Below are 14,800 nucleotides of genomic sequence, written 5' to 3' on the forward strand. Positions count from 1 at the left end.
AGCAAAATGAGCATGCAAACTGAGCCGGTGTTCGGAAAGGTCATCGTCGTGGATCCCATCCCGTTTCGCGGGGGCTCCAAGGTTGCAACCGAAGTGCTGCTTGATGAGTTGGCCAAGCGGATGCCCGAGCTCACATGCCATGTGTTGACCCAGGATCCCGACTCCTGGCCCCGTTGTCAGCATCACCCCCTTTGGCTGCCCCGGATATTGAAAGGGCGGGAGTCCGGTATCGGCTATCTGCTCAAACAGGGGTGGCAGACCCTGCTCATCCTCTGGTTGGTGTGGCGTCTTGGGGAGGTGAAGTGTCTGGTGGCGGCGTCCGGGCCGGGGGTGGATCTCTGCTGTTACTGGGCGGCCCGCTGGTTGCGGTGTCGGGTGGTTCAGCTGATCCATGGCCCTGTGGGGTGCTCCGGGCTCTCAGCCCGAGCCCTGCAACGGGCGAGTTTTGTATTTTATCTCGAATCGACGCGCAGCTCATTGGCGGCGTTGCTTGCCCGGCTTGGCAAGACCGAGTTCCCGTCACACTGGCAGCCATTTATCAACGGCTTGAGCGAGCGGAATTGGCCTACTGCGACCCAGGGGGGGCCCCGCATTTTGTGGGCGGCCTCCTTGCTGCGCTGGAAGGGGCTGGAGACCATGCTGGCCGCCCATCAACGGATTGCTGACGTTCGCCCCGAGCTAATGGTCTGCTATCTGCAACCCAAGGGCACGCTGCAGCCCTGTAGCCAGCCCCAGCCACAGCTGCCAGACACGCACTGGTATGCCAACCCGCAAAACCTTGACGCGATCCGATCTCAATGCGGCATTTTTGTCTCCACCAGTCATCAGGAACCCTTTGGCCTCTCCATTCTGGAGGCCATGGCGGCGGGATTATGCGTGGTGATCCCGGCCGATGGCGCCTGGTGGGATAGGCACCTTACCGATGAGCTGAATTGCCGCAAATATCAGCCAAACGATCCCGGCGATCTGGCGCGGGTGCTGGCCAGCCTCAATGTCATGCCCGATGTGGTCAAGCGACTTGGCCATCATGCCCGTCTGCATGCCATGGCTCATTACCACGCGGCGAAGACCTACCAAAGCACACTGGAGCCGTGGGAAGGGCTGTTGCGACGGGATGCGCTGAGCCGTGAGTGGTTAGCAAATGCCCCGTAAACCCTCGCCCAATCGGGCTGGGATATAAGGGGAGCTAATATGGTGTCTTCTGGGCGCTGTTCCCAACACGTATTGTTACAATTTTGGGTTTTATTTCAGGTGTTTATGAATGTGGATCAGTCATAGATAGCGATATAAAGATTGCCAACCCACGCCACCTTATCAACGCCAGTCGCAATCTGCGGCGAAAGCAAAAGGCACTGTCGCGCAAGAAAAAGGGCAGTGCCAACCGTGGCAAAGCATGGCGGCAACTGGCCGCCCTGCACGAACGGGTAGCCAATGCCCGCGCCGATTTTCAGCACAAACTCTCCCGCACGATGGTTGACGATAGCCAAGCGATCATCGTGGAGACATTGAAATCAGCGAACATGATGAAAAACCACAAACTGGCCCGCGCCATTGGTGATGCTGGCTGGCATGGTTTCATCATGAAGCTGGAGTACAAGGCACAAGCGGCGGGGAGTAGTCACCGCCGCCTCACTCCCAGGGGAGCGCTTCAACGTAATACGATGTCATAGCGAAACGCTTTCTGCGGGCCTGCCTCCACCCGCGACACGGAGCATGCAAATAGACAACAAGGGCGGGAAGTGTGACTCCCCGCCCTTGTTGTTTCTGCTTCTCTGGCGAATTAGCGCGCCAGCAGGATCCGCAGCATGCGGCGCAGGGGCTCGGCGGCGCCCCACAGCAGCTGATCACCCACGGTAAAGGCGGCCAGATACTCAGGGCCCATGTTGAGCTTGCGTAGGCGACCTACCGGAATGCTGAGGGTGCCGGTGACGGCAGCTGGGGTCAGCTCGCGGGCGGTGATGTCGCGATCGTTGGGGATCACCTTCACCCAGTCGTTGTGGGCAGCCAGCAGGGATTCGATCTCCGCCAGCGGCACATCTTTTTTCAGCTTGATAGTGAAGGCCTGGCTGTGGCAGCGCAGGGCGCCGATCCGCACGCAGAGACCATCCACCGGAATGACGGCATTCTCGATACCCAAAATCTTGTTGGTCTCGGCCTGACCCTTCCACTCTTCGCGGCTCTGGCCGTTGTCGAGCTTGGTGTCGATCCAGGGGATAAGGCCACCGGCCAGCGGCACGCCGAAGTTGTCCACCGGCAGGGTGCCGGAGCGGGTCTTCTCGGTGATCTTGCGCTCGATGTCGAGGATGGCGGAGGCGGGATCTGCCAGCTCGACTGCCACTTCGTCACGCAGCATGCCCATCTGGGTCACCAGCTCACGCATATGGCGGGCGCCGCCACCGGAGGCGGCCTGATAGGTGGCCACGCTGACCCACTCCACCAGATCGGCCTTGAACAGGCCACCGAGGGCCAGCAGCATCAGGCTGACGGTGCAGTTGCCACCGACGAAGGTCTTGATGCCATCGTTCAGGGCCTGTTCGATGACATCGCCGTTGACCGGATCCAGAATGATGACGGCCTCTTTCTCCATCCGCAGGGAGGAGGCGGCGTCAATCCAGTAACCCTGCCAGCCAGCGGCTTTCAGGCGCGGATAGACATCCTTGGTGTAGTCGCCGCCTTGGGCGGTGATGATGATATCCTGCTTGGCCAGCGCGTTTATATCGAAGGCGTCTTGCAGAGTACCGGCATCGACGCCGAAATTGGGCGCGGCCTCACCGGCCTGGGAGGTGGTGAAGAATGTGGGTTGAATATGGGCGAAATCCTGCTCTTCCTGCATCCGGCTCATCAGAACCGATCCCACCATGCCACGCCAACCGACCAAACCTACTTTTTTCATATTGTCCTACCCTGGATTGCTGCTAAAGAAACTCGCGGTGACACCGGTAACCCCTTGTCTGGCGACGCCTGTTTACAAGCGGTTTACAGGTCATTTAAAAAATATGCACTGCGAAAAATGCGTTTATCCACATTACGGATTGTGACGGCGGGCGCAAGTCGAATTGCGCAATATTCTGTGCCGTTTGCTGCATTAACCGGCAGCCAGTGCGCCGCTAGGGCTGGCGGGCAGGGAGAAGGTCAACATCAGACGAAAAGGCCACCGGTTGTGGCGGTGGCCTGTCAATAAAGCGGGTGGCGTCACTCGTCTCGCATTTATCCGTAACGGGCGAGGGTCAGCCCCTCATCGCTGATGGCGGGTTCGCTGCCGCTGATCAGATCGCACAACAGCTGACCCGAACCGGCCGCCATGGTCCAGCCCAGGGTGCCGTGGCCGGTATTGAGCCAGAGACCGGGAATGGGGCTTGGCCCCACCAGCGGGGTACCGTCCGGCGTCATGGGACGCAGGCCGGTCCAGAACTCGGCCTTGCTGATATCGCCCCCTGCGGGGAAGAGATCGCCGACCACCATCGCCAGGGTGTCGTGGCGTCTGGGGTTGAGGGCGAGGTTGTAGCCCGACAGCTCCGCCATGCCGCCGACCCGGATCCGCTCGTCAAAACGGGTGATGGCCACCTTGTAGGTCTCGTCGAGCACGGTACTGCGCGGTGCGGCGTCGGCGTTGATCATCGGCAGGGTGAGGGAGTAGCCCTTGACCGGATAGACCGGCAGCTCCAGCCCGAGCGGGCGCAGCAGCGGCCGCAGAAAACCGGTGGCATAGCTGCCGAGCGCACAGACGATGGCATCGGCGCGATAGCGCTGCTCGCCCGCCCGCACCGCCACGGCGCGGCCGCGGGCTTGCTCAATCTCGTCGATGTCGCAGTTGAAGACGAACTTGACCCCGAGCTTCTCGGCTTCAAGGGCCAGGGCCTTGGTGAAGCGGAAGCAGTCGCCGGTCTCGTCGCCGGGCAGGCGCAGGCCGCCGACAATTTTACCGCGCACCCGCGCCAGCGCAGGCTCGGCCGCTTCGCAGCCGCTGGCATCCAGCGACTGGTAGGGGACGCCATACTCCTCCAGCACCTCGATATCGCGCTGGCTGGCATCGAGCTGGGATTGGCTGCGAAACAGCTGCAGGGTGCCGAGCTGGCGTCCTTCGTAATCGATGTTGAGCTCGTCGCGCAGCAGTTTCATGCAGTCGCGGCTGTATTCGGCCAGACGCACCATGCGCCCCTTGTTGGTGGCATAGGCGGTCGGGGTGCAGTTGGCGAGCATTCTGAGCATCCAGCGAAGCTGGAAAGGGTCGGCGGTGGGGCGCACGGTGAAGGGGGCATGCTTTTGCAGCATCCACTTGGCGGCCTTGAGCGGGATGCCGGGGGCCGCCCAGGGGGCCGCATAACCGGGTGATATCTGCCCGGCGTTGGCATGGCTGGTTTCAAGGGCGACGCCACCTTGTCGCTCCAGCAGGGTCACCTTGTGACCTGCTTTGGCCAGATACCAGGCGCTGGTTACCCCTATCACGCCGCCACCGAGAACCACTATATCCATATCGTCTTTCCTTGACTGATCTCCTGATGTGGCCACCACCATAATCAGCCGCCATATGATATTCAACCGCTCTGCGCAGGATTGGGATCTCCGTCTGCTTGCCGGTCACAGGCTGGTGTTTGGTGCGATGACGCGCCTGATTGCCAGCGTAAATCGCTGCGCTGTTGTCAGAGGGCATGTGTCAGGAGGAATGGCCCACTTACAGCTGTTCAAGATGGATAAGATAGTGCTCTGCTGTCGCCAGAATGGCCTGCTGCTGCGCTGCGGCTTGGCCATCCCAGTTGGCATAGGGGAGGGCGAGGCGGGGATTGCCGCCCAGTTTGTCCCGATTTCGCCAGAGAAAGTGCCAGTAGAGGCTGTTGAAGGGGCAACTTCCGTCGCCGTGGCGGGCTTTGACCTGATAGTGGCACCCCTTGCAGTAGTGGCCCATCCGCTCGAGATAAGCGCCGCTGCTGGCGTAGGGCTTGCTGCCCATCAGGCCGCCATCGGCAAACTGGCTCATGCCGCGGGTGTTGGGCAGCTCCACCCACTCGATGGCATCCACATAGATGCCGAGATACCACTGATCCACCTCGTCAGGCTCGAGCCCTGCCAGCAGGGCAAAGTTGCCGGTCACCATCAGCCGCTGGATATGGTGGGCGTAACCGTGCGCAAGAGACTGGCCAATGGCGTGGCGCACGCAGGCCATTTTTGTGTCGCCACTCCAGAAAAAGTCGGGCAGCGGCCGGTGGGCCCCGAGAAAATTGGTGCTCTTGTATTCGGGCATCTTTTCCCAGTAGAGGGCGCGGACAAACTCGCGCCAGCCGAGGATCTGGCGAATAAAGCCCTCCACCTGCGCCAACGTGATGGTGCCCTGATTGGCCTGCCAGTGGGATTCGGCGGCCCGAATCACCTCAAGCGGATGAAGCATCTTGCTGTTGAGGGAAAACGACAAACGGCTGTGAAACAGGCTCCAGCCCCGCTCGCTCAGGGCATCCTGATAGCGGCCAAAGTGAGGCAGGCAGTGGGTGAGAAAATGGGCTAGCAGATCGCGACTCTGGCGCCGGGTGATAGGCCACGGCAGTCTGCTGGCATCTGCCTCGCCGATGGTGCTGACCCCGTGGCGGGTCAGCATGGCATCAATATCGCTCACCTCGTTGGCAAAGGTGAGGGGTTCCGGGATCGGCTGACGCTCCGGCAGCTTGGCGCGGTTCTCGTCATCAAAATTCCAGCGCCCGCCAAGGGGGTGGCCGCGCTCATCGAGCAGCACCCTGTATTGCTTGCGCAGGGCGCGGTAGAAGAACTCCATCCGGCTGTGGGGGTAGCGCTGCCAGCCATCGCGGGGGGTGAGAAAATGTTCGCTCTCCACCTCGGTAGCAGGGATGGCAAGGTCCGCCGCCCAGCTTTTCAACTGGCTGGCGAGGCGCCACTCGTCCGGGCTCTGCCAGGCAACGCTGTCGGCCTGATGTACTTCGAGTTGAGCCTCCAGCAAGCCGGGCAAATCGGGCCAGCGGGCGCTCTCATCAAGGGTCAGGTAACAGACGCGGTGGCCCGCTTGAGTGAGGGCTGCCGCGAAGGCGCGCATGGCGGCAAAGAAGGCCAGCACCTTCTGACGATGGTGGTGGCAGTAGTCGGTCTCCTGACGTAGCTCTGCCATCAGATAGCAGATCGCCGGATCCGGGGTGCGAAACCAGCTGTGAGCGGCATTCAGCTGATCGCCAAGCACAAGACGCAGCTCCATCACACTGGCTCCCCGTTATGTTGGCAACTGCTGTGACGTGCGTGACGACAGCGCTCGCTGCAGTAGCGAACGGCCTCCCAGCTGCGTGCCCACTTGCGCCGCCAGCTGAAGGGGCGCTGGCAGTTGGGGCAGACCTTCTCGGGCAGATGAAGTTTGCGATGCATGATGGCTTCCGGCCTTGGCTAAGGGGGGATGTGGCGTGTGGGTAGGGAGAATAACGAACCGGGGGAGCGGGCGGATCAACTTCACTGCCGGCTTGCCGCGCAGATGCGCACTTTGTGAGCGGGCGCACAGCCCGTCGGTGCACCCCTTGTTTGCAAATTAACCAGCCGTTAACGTGGCGAGGCTGCCCGTTGGCAGCATCCATCAATGGATCTTGTTGGCCACCGACTGTCTACAACCGATATGGAGGGGAGTGATGCCAATCATGACAGCTACGCCCCGGGCAGCTTGCCTGCTCGCCCACTGGTATACCCGGGATCCCATTCTCACCTTCGACTTTCCTCACCGCTGATTGGTGGCACCCGCCGTTTGAATTTGTCAGCCGGACGACCCTGATCGCCCCGGCCTCTTTGCCAATCGCTATTTCAAACACACTGGCCCCGCGCCGGTGAGGAGTCTTTTATGCGTCGTATACCCGAGCCGTTTCGTATCAAGATGGTCGAGCCCATCAAACAGACCACTGGCGCCGAGCGCCGCGCCGCCCTCGAGGCCGCAGGCTGGAATCCCTTCCTGCTGCTGGCCGAGGATGTCTATATCGATCTGCTGACTGACAGCGGTACCGGTGCCATGTCCGACCGCCAGTGGGCCGGCATCATGATGGGGGATGAGGCCTATGCGGGCAGCCGCAACTTCGTCGAGCTGGAGCGCACGGTGCGCGACATTTTTGGTTACCAGCATGTGATGCCCACCCACCAGGGGCGCGGGGCCGAGCAGATCCTCTTCCCCGAGCTGGTCAAGCGCTGCAAGGGCAAGGCGCCGGTGTTTATCTCCAACTACCACTTCGATACCACCAAGGCCCACGTGGAGTTGGCCGGGGCGCGGGCCATCAACCTACTCACCCCGAAGGCCCTCGACACCACGGCCCCTTATGCCTGGAAGGGGGATTTTGATCTCGGTCGCCTGACCGACACCATCGAGACCCTGGGGGCCGACAACGTGGCTGGTGTCATCATCACGGTGACCTGCAACAGCGCCGGTGGCCAGCCGGTCTCCATGGCCAATATGGAGGCGGTCTCCGAGCTGGCCCGTCGTCACCATATTCCGGTGGTGATCGACGCCGCCCGTTTCGCCGAGAACGCCTGGTTTATCAAGGAGCGGGATCCAGCCTATGCCAAGTGCAGCATCATGGAGATAGTGCGCCAGATGTTTGCGCTGGGGGACATCTTCACCATGTCGGCCAAAAAGGACGGGTTGGTCAATATCGGCGGGCTCTGCTGCTTCAAGGAAGATCTCGACCTGTTCCGCGCCGTGCAGGTGCGCTGCGTGGCGATGGAGGGATTCGTCACCTATGGCGGCCTTGCCGGGCGGGACATGGCGGCGCTCGCCATCGGCCTGCGGGAGGGGATGGATGAGGAGTATCTCACCTATCGTATCAGTCAGGTGGCTTATCTCGGCGAGCGGCTGGCTGAGGCGGGCATCCCCATCCAGACCCCCACCGGCGGCCATGCAGTGTTTGTGGATGCCAAGAAGCTGCTGCCCCATATTCCGGCCGAGCAGTTCCCGGCCCATGCGCTCGCCTGCGAGCTCTATCTGGAAGGGGGCGTGCGCGGGGTGGAGATTGGCTCCCTACTGCTGGGGCGCGATCCCGCTACCGGCAAGCAGGAGGCGGCGGATTTTGAGTTGCTGCGTCTCACCATTCCGCGCCGGGTTTACACCCGGGATCATATGGACTATGTGGCCGACTGCCTGATCGCGGTGAAAGCGCGGGCCAGCGACATTCGCGGGCTCACCTTTGACTACGAGCCGCCGCTGCTGCGCCACTTCACTGCGCGGCTGAAACCGGTCTGATCAGCAACCGGTCAGACGGGGTGATCAACCCAGCCAAACTATGAAGATCAAGTGCCGCACCCGGTAAAATGGCCCAGCAAAAAAGCCCCCGCACCAAGGTGCGGGGGCTTTCGTTTATCGAAGCAAAGCCGGGTCAGACCGCCTGATACTCCAGCTTGACCGAGCCCAGCGCCTTGAGGGTGGACTGGGCGGAATCACGCTGGCTGATCTGGCCGTTTTTGTTCTCCAGCAACACAGCGCGGCGGATAGTGGCGAGATCTTCGCCGTTAAGCACCGCATGGGCGCAGGCCATCTGCATCGGCGGCAGGCTGGGATTGAAGGCGGCGTTCTCGGCGTAACGGCCAGAGAAGATGCGGCCATCGGCAAATTGCAGCGCCACTGCGGCATAGCCCTGGCTGTAGGGGGCATAGCTTTGACGGGCGGCAGCCAGCGCGGCTTGCCACAGGGGGTCTTCGCTTTCAAGCTCAAGCTCGGCGTGATCCTGCGGGCTCATCAGCGCATCTGTGATGTCGAGATCCGCCGGGCCGAATGAGTGGGGCAGGAAGGATTGCAGGGCGCTCAGGTCATCGGGCAGAGAGACTTTCAGGATCTTGGCGGTGCTCAGCTCGTTCATAAACTGACGGCAGTGGCCGCAGGGGGTGTAGTTGACGGTGATTTCAGAGATCCCGGTCTCGCCACCCAACCAGGCGTTGGAGATGGCGGACTGCTCGGCGTGAACCGAGTGGAACAGACCTTGTCCCGCAAACTCCATGTTGGCGCCTAAGTACCAGGTACCGCTCAGCCCACAGGCGATGGCACCGACATAAAATTTCGAGATGGGCGCCACCGAGCAGGCGGCAGCCAGCGGTAACAGGGCGAGGCGCAGGGCGCGATCATCGAGACCAGTGGCGGCTTTCAGGGTGGCGACTTGCTCCGGCGTGAAGCGGGCGTTGAAGTCGGCACTATCCAGCATGGGCTGCACGGCTGCTTTGAGCGGGGCAGAGAGGGTATCGAATGCCTTGGCAAAACGGGGATGCATAGTGTGTCCTCAAAGGCCAATTGGGGGGCCATTGTAGGGAGCTAGCTCGGGTAAATGTGTGAGCAGGCTCACGCCCTGACGGGCAAACGGAGGGGGATGGTAATGGAAACGTTTGTCTTGTGCAAATTGTGCAGCAGGTCGCATCCCGAGAGGCTGGCAGGCCCCTCGGGGTGGTCAATCTGTGGTCAACAGTACGATCAGATCAGCCAGTGATAGATGGCAAACAGCAGCGGGACGACGGCAGCGGTGAGGATCCCGCACACCACCATGGCAAGGGATGAAAAAGCCCCCTGGGTGATCCCCTGTTCAGCTGAGGCGGCAGTGCCGATGGCGTGGGCACAGGCCCCCATAGCGAGCCCTTGTGCTTCCGGGTCAGTCACGTTGAGCAATTTGAGCAGTGGGTATCCGATCAGTGCGCCGACAATCCCCACCACCACCACCACGGCTGCGGCGATGGCGGGAATGCCACCGATGGACTGGCTGACGCTCATGGCGAGCGGGGTAGTGATGGATTTGGTGGCAAGGGAGGCGAGCAGTGCCGGATCTGTGCCCATAAAGTGACCGATCAGCAGGGTTGTGCACACCGAGATCAAGACGGAGGTGAGGGTACAGATTAGGATGGGCTTGAGCTTGGCCTGAATCTGGCGCGCCTGCTGATAGAGCGGCAGCGCCAGTGCCACCACGGCGGGTTCCAGCAGCATGGTAATGGGGCTGCTGCCGTGCTCGTACTGCTCAAGGGGCAGATCAAACCAGAGCAGCAGGCCGATGATCACCGAGGTCGGCACCAGCACCGGATTGATGATGGGCCAGGGCAGTCGGCGATAGAGGGCGCGGGTAGCGAAATAGAGCGCGAGCGTGAGGGGAATGGCTAGCCAGAAGATCATTGGTTCATCCTCTGGTAGAGCCGACCGACGATGGCGAGGATCAGCACGATCCCGAGCACGATACAGAGCATGATGACGCCGATGGATTGGCGCAGGGGCTCAAGCCAGGCCACCAGCCCGACCGCTACCGGCACGAACAGCACGCCCATATGACGCAGCAGCAGGCCTGCTCCCAGCTCGACCCAGTGCAGCTTGATCAGTTGCAGCGAGAGCAGGACGAACAGCAGCAACATACCGATGATGCTGCCGGGGAAGGCAAACGGCAGGATGGCTGCCACGGTTTTGCCTGCCAGCAGGCAGGCGACGATGACCATAAAGTCACGAAAGTACAGCAAGGCGCGTTGCGCGATCACGTGAACCTCATCGACTGGGAAGAAAAATGCAGTTTACCAGAGAGGCCGGGTCGCGGCATTAAAACAATAACAACTGAAATCAGTTCGTTTGGAGCTGATTTGTATGCAGATTATCTGTTGAACAATCTTTTGAACATCGTCTGATAGAACCCTTTTCGAACAACAAGGAGTAGTCATGACATCCCTCTTGTCCCGCGTTCGCCAGCTGGCGAACGATAATGCATTGCCATCCCGCCTGCTGCAAACCCGTCAGTGGGAAGGGCCCCTGTGCCGGGTGCGACTCGACAATACCGGTGCTGCTGCCGCTGCGATTGACCGCTGGGTGCTGTTTGATGGCAAGCTTGGCCTGCCGCTGGAGAGCGCCATCTATGGCGAAGGATTCCAGATGCTGGCCCAGACCATGGGCACTTGGCAATCACCGCAACATGTCGGCCGTTGCCCCGATGCCAGCGTCTATCGCATCACCGATGACAATGGCTACCACACCATTCACAATCTGCTGCTGGTGGAGCATGGCAAGGGGTGGCTGCTGCTCGCCTTTGCCAGTTGCCACCGTTTTGGCGGTGAGTTTCGTCTCTACCCCGATGGTCGCTTGCAGATCATGATGAACTGTGAAGGGCGTGAGCTTGCGGCTGGCAGGCATTGGCAGAGCGAGGCGCTGATCTGTCTTGAAGGGGCGGAGCGCGAAGATCTGCTGGCCGAACTAGCACGGCTGATCGAGGCCGAACATGGATCGCTGATCGGCCAGGTGAGTGATCGCCCGAGCGGCTGGTGCTCCTGGTATCACTACTACGCCGAGGTGAGCGCCGCTGATATTCGCGAAAATCTGCAGGTGCGTGCCGAGCGCTTCCCGGCCTTGCGCTATGTGCAGATCGACGACGGCTATCAGGCCAAGATGGGCGACTGGCTCACTCCCTCCGCCAAGTTCGAGCAGGGGGTGGCGTCACTGGCTGCCGAGATCAAACAGGCTGGCTGCGAACCGGCGCTCTGGGTCGCCCCCTTTATCGCTGAACCCGGTTCGCAGGTGTTTCAGGATCACCCCGACTGGTTCGTGAAGGGGGATGATGGCCTGCCGCTCCCCTCTGAGCGGGTGACCTATGGTGGCTGGCGTTGCACCCCCTGGTATGTGCTGGATGGAACCCACCCCGAGGTGCAGGCGCACCTTGAGCAGGTGTTTCGTATCCTGCGCGAGCAGTGGGGCATCCACTACTTCAAGCTAGATGCCAACTTCTGGGGTGCTATTCACGGGGGGCGCTTCCACGATCCGGCAGCCACCCGGGTTGAAGCCTATCGGCGCGGCATGGCGGCCATCCTGCGTGGTGCAGGGGAGGGCAGTTTCCTGCTCGGTTGCAACGCCCCCATCTGGCCAAGCCTCGGTTTGGTGCACGGGATGCGGGTAAGCGATGACGTGGAGCGCAACGGCCACCGCTATCGCCAGATCGCCCGCGAGGCCTTCTGCCGCGCCTGGCAGAACGACAAGCTCTGGGCCCTCGACCCCGACTGCATCTGCCTGCGGGATCTACCCAGCCAACAGGCAAGCCAGGCGGATTACCGCTTCCATCTGGCGGCGCTGGTGGCAAGCGGCGGCATGATGCTGGCAGGGGATCGGCTGCAAGATCTCGACGCTGAGCAGGCCGCGCAACTGCGCAAGCTGCTGGAGCTCTGCGCGGCCCGGGCACCCTCCGCGCGTTTTGAGTCGATGGACTTTGCCTGCGGCGAAGTGGATCTGCCCGAAGGGGACTCGCTGCTCTGCCTGTTCAACTGGGAGGCGCAACCACAGGCGTTTCTGCTGCCGGAAGGGGGACGCGACTTTTGGCTGGAGCAGGCTGTCGGCACCACCGTCACCCTGCAAGGGGGCGAGGGCCGGGTGATCCGCTACTTCTGATCATTTTGCTGCCACACACAATTCAGGCTCCATCACGGAGCCTGCATTGTTTTCTATCACTGGTTATCACGCAGCGCTTAGTAACGCCATTCAACACCGACGGCGTATTTGGCTGAGCCATAGCCCGGGATGTCGTTGTCGGAGGCGATCGCCTTGAGGGTCAGCAACGGGGTGATGGGCACGCCCAGACCAAAACCGATGGCCAGCTGATCATTGGGGTTCCCCATCAGATCGACCCGCATCACCCGATAGAGAGACATATCCTGGCTCAGGTGCATATAAGCCTGGGACGCGCGGTTATAGACCTGACCAAATACCTCCAGCTGAAAACCGGATTGGGCGCTGATGGCCAGCGGCACCCCGACAAACTTGTAGAGTTCGGACCTGTTGAAATAGCTGTTGGTGATCTGGGGGGTGAAGTCAGTCTGCTGATAAAGCGTGTTGAAGTTCTGTTCGACGATGCGATATGTCCGCTCGGGCAGGCGAGCCAGATAGTCCGGCACATCGAACCGGTAGGCGGCGTTGGCTGCCAGTGGCAGCAGGGCCAGTAATCCAAGCAGTGCGTGGTGACGAGACATCAGCAAATGGCCTCCATTCGGCCAAAGAGAACTCTTGCTTGGGAGTCATCCGTCCAGGATGTTGCAAGATATAGGTTTTTGGAAAAATCCCCTTCGCCATTATGACCTGAAGAAAGGGATGGGCGGGAAAGATTTATTGTGAAACTAATCACAACTCATAAATCCTCCAGATAGCGATAGAGACTCTTGAGGATGGCAAAGTTCCGTTCGTTACTCTGATTCTGCTCGGCCAGCGCCTCGAGACGGGGTACATAGTCCGGCAGACGGCGGCTGAAGTAGTCGCTGCAGTGCAGGCGCCAGCGTTTCTGCTCCGCTTCGCTCAAGGTGTGTGGCCAGTTGCGGGCGCGGTAGCGGAACAGCATCTCCGGCAGCCGGGCGTCGGTAAAGGCGAACTCCCGCTCACCCAGCAGATCTGCCGGGGTAGCACGCACCAGATCCATGGTGGACTTGTCGCCGTGGCCAAAGAATCCGGCGTAGAGCTGGGTATCGGGGTCGCTGTCATTGCTGCCGGCGAACTCCTGATTGAACACCTCCACCAGTTTTTCCCGTACTTCGGGGTGGGCGCGCAGCAGATCAAGGCTCTTGCGGCACTGCTCCCTATTGATGCCGAGCTCGTCGGCGCGCTCCGCCGTCAGGGTGGCGGCCGGTGCCAGCACCGGGCACTTGTTGATGTGTACAAGCTTGACCGGAATGCTCACCAGATCCCCCAGATCTTCTTTCTTGGTATAGAGGCGCTCGCGGATCTCCTCGCTCGACAACTCGATAAGCGGGGTGGGGTCACGGGTGAGATCGACCATGATCACCGCGTTCTGGTTGGTGGGGTGCCAGGCGAGCGGCGAGACCCAGCTCACGCACCCCTGCCAGGGGGAGAACATGCCGGAGACGTGCGCCAGCGGCTTCATGGTCACCACATCAATCAGCGCCTTCACCTTGTTCTTGTTACGCAGGTCAAACAGGTAACCAAACAGCTTGGGTTGCGCCTTTTTCACCAGCTTGGCCATCTCGATGGTGGCCAGGACGTCCGAGAGCGCGTCGTGGGCGTTGGCGTGGGCCACGCCGTTGGCCACCGTCAGCTTCTCCAGCCGGAAACTCGGCTTGCCCTCATCGTCAAACGCCCACTCGATCCCCTCTGGCCGCAGGGCATAGCAGGCCCGCAGCATGTCGAGTATGTCCCAGCGGGAGTTGCCGTTCTGCCAGCTGTAGGCATAGGGGTCATAGAAGTTGCGATAGAGGGTGTAGCGGGTCACCTCGTCATCGAAGCGGATGCTGTTGTAGCCCAGCACACAGGTATTGGGGGTGGCGAACTGCTCGTGGATCTGGCGAATGAAATCCGCTTCGCACAGCCCATCCTTCATCGCCTTTTGTGGTGTGATACCGGTAATGAGGCACGCCTCGGGATCCGGCAGATAGTCCGCCGGCGGTTTGCAATAGATAACCAGCGGCTCGCCAATGATGTTGAAATCCGCATCGGTACGGATACCGGCAAACTGCGAGGGCCTGTCCTTGGCCGGACTGATGCCGAAGGTCTCGTAGTCGTGGAAATAGAATGTTGGCTGTGTTGTTTGGTTCTTGGGTGTGCTCATGTGTTCTTGTTTTTTCGCTTAAGCTTTTGATTATATGGTACTTAATGATGTGTTCAGCTTTATCTGAGCACCCAATAAATTCTTTGCTGTTTGTGTCTGTCTGCCTATGTTCAATGTCCAATTAGTACAGCTCAAAGTACAAAACATGGTATTTTGTTAGTACAAAATTTTATTGGGTGAGCTATGGCAATTACAGACAGCTGGCTGCGAGGCGTCAATGGTAAACCATACTCGGGTCAGAGCGAAGTCACTGACGTTGATGGGCTTGGCATAAGGGTACCTGATTACCCATGATT

13 protein-coding genes are annotated in these 14,800 nt (G+C 60.6%); 4 read left to right on the forward strand and 9 right to left on the reverse strand.

Annotated elements, in window-relative coordinates:
- The first annotated feature begins 6 nt into the window (after positions 1-6).
- Together BN1125_RS03985 and BN1125_RS03990 are read left to right on the forward strand one after the other, a co-directional pair.
- On the forward strand, positions 7-1,152 hold the full coding sequence (locus tag BN1125_RS03985; protein ID WP_042010820.1) for a glycosyltransferase family 4 protein: 1,146 nt from the start codon (positions 7-9) through the stop codon (positions 1,150-1,152).
- Between the two features lie 83 nt (positions 1,153-1,235).
- The gene (locus BN1125_RS03990; RefSeq protein ID WP_208854210.1) at positions 1,236-1,670 is read left to right on the forward strand and encodes an RNA-guided endonuclease TnpB family protein; all 435 of its coding nucleotides are present in this window, start codon (positions 1,236-1,238) and stop codon (positions 1,668-1,670) included.
- 110 nt (positions 1,671-1,780) lie between these two features.
- On the opposite strand, the gene asd is transcribed toward BN1125_RS03990, so the two are convergent.
- The 4 genes from asd to BN1125_RS18360 form a co-directional block, all read right to left on the reverse strand.
- On the reverse strand, positions 1,781-2,893 hold the full coding sequence (asd, locus tag BN1125_RS03995; protein ID WP_042010821.1) for an aspartate-semialdehyde dehydrogenase: 1,113 nt from the start codon (positions 2,891-2,893) through the stop codon (positions 1,781-1,783).
- A gap of 314 nt (positions 2,894-3,207) precedes the next feature.
- Entirely contained in the window at positions 3,208-4,515 is a 1,308-nt protein-coding gene (locus tag BN1125_RS04000; protein ID WP_342027721.1) for a D-amino acid dehydrogenase, read from the reverse strand.
- A gap of 157 nt (positions 4,516-4,672) precedes the next feature.
- Entirely contained in the window at positions 4,673-6,193 is a 1,521-nt protein-coding gene (locus BN1125_RS04005) for a cryptochrome/photolyase family protein (protein ID WP_042010823.1), read from the reverse strand.
- Positions 6,193-6,357, reverse strand: a complete 165-nt coding sequence (locus tag BN1125_RS18360; RefSeq protein WP_084202247.1) for a DUF2256 domain-containing protein — start codon at positions 6,355-6,357, stop codon at positions 6,193-6,195. Before BN1125_RS18360 ends, BN1125_RS04005 begins: the two co-directional genes overlap by 1 nt.
- A gap of 460 nt (positions 6,358-6,817) precedes the next feature.
- Between BN1125_RS18360 and BN1125_RS04010 the strand changes: the two genes are divergently transcribed.
- Positions 6,818-8,203 carry a tryptophanase gene (locus BN1125_RS04010; RefSeq protein WP_042010824.1) on the forward strand — a complete coding sequence of 462 codons (1,386 nt, stop codon included), beginning with the start codon at positions 6,818-6,820 and terminating at the stop codon, positions 8,201-8,203.
- A gap of 133 nt (positions 8,204-8,336) precedes the next feature.
- Here BN1125_RS04010 and cdd read toward each other — a convergent pair whose 3' ends face one another.
- From cdd to BN1125_RS04025, 3 genes are all read right to left on the reverse strand, one after another.
- Complete coding sequence (cdd, locus tag BN1125_RS04015; protein WP_042010825.1) at positions 8,337-9,221, reverse strand: cytidine deaminase; 885 nt, start codon at positions 9,219-9,221, stop codon at positions 8,337-8,339.
- 197 nt (positions 9,222-9,418) lie between these two features.
- Complete coding sequence (locus tag BN1125_RS04020) at positions 9,419-10,105, reverse strand: LrgB family protein (RefSeq protein WP_042010826.1); 687 nt, start codon at positions 10,103-10,105, stop codon at positions 9,419-9,421.
- Positions 10,102-10,458 (reverse strand): CidA/LrgA family protein, encoded by a 357-nt coding sequence (locus BN1125_RS04025; RefSeq protein WP_042010828.1) that lies wholly within the window; start codon positions 10,456-10,458, stop codon positions 10,102-10,104. Before BN1125_RS04025 ends, BN1125_RS04020 begins: the two co-directional genes overlap by 4 nt.
- A gap of 175 nt (positions 10,459-10,633) precedes the next feature.
- Here BN1125_RS04025 and BN1125_RS04030 point away from each other — a divergent pair, with 175 nt between their 5' ends.
- Entirely contained in the window at positions 10,634-12,343 is a 1,710-nt protein-coding gene (locus tag BN1125_RS04030; RefSeq protein ID WP_042010830.1) for a glycoside hydrolase family 36 protein, read from the forward strand.
- 77 nt (positions 12,344-12,420) lie between these two features.
- On the opposite strand, the gene BN1125_RS04035 is transcribed toward BN1125_RS04030, so the two are convergent.
- Entirely contained in the window at positions 12,421-12,921 is a 501-nt protein-coding gene (locus BN1125_RS04035) for a hypothetical protein (RefSeq protein ID WP_042010841.1), read from the reverse strand.
- A 155-nt stretch (positions 12,922-13,076) separates the two neighbouring features.
- Complete coding sequence (gene sbcB, locus BN1125_RS04040) at positions 13,077-14,504, reverse strand: exodeoxyribonuclease I (RefSeq protein WP_042010832.1); 1,428 nt, start codon at positions 14,502-14,504, stop codon at positions 13,077-13,079.
- Positions 14,505-14,800 lie beyond the last annotated feature (296 nt).

Source organism: Aeromonas fluvialis, from assembly GCF_000819885.1.
GTDB classification, from domain to species: Bacteria; Pseudomonadota; Gammaproteobacteria; order Enterobacterales; family Aeromonadaceae; genus Aeromonas; species Aeromonas fluvialis.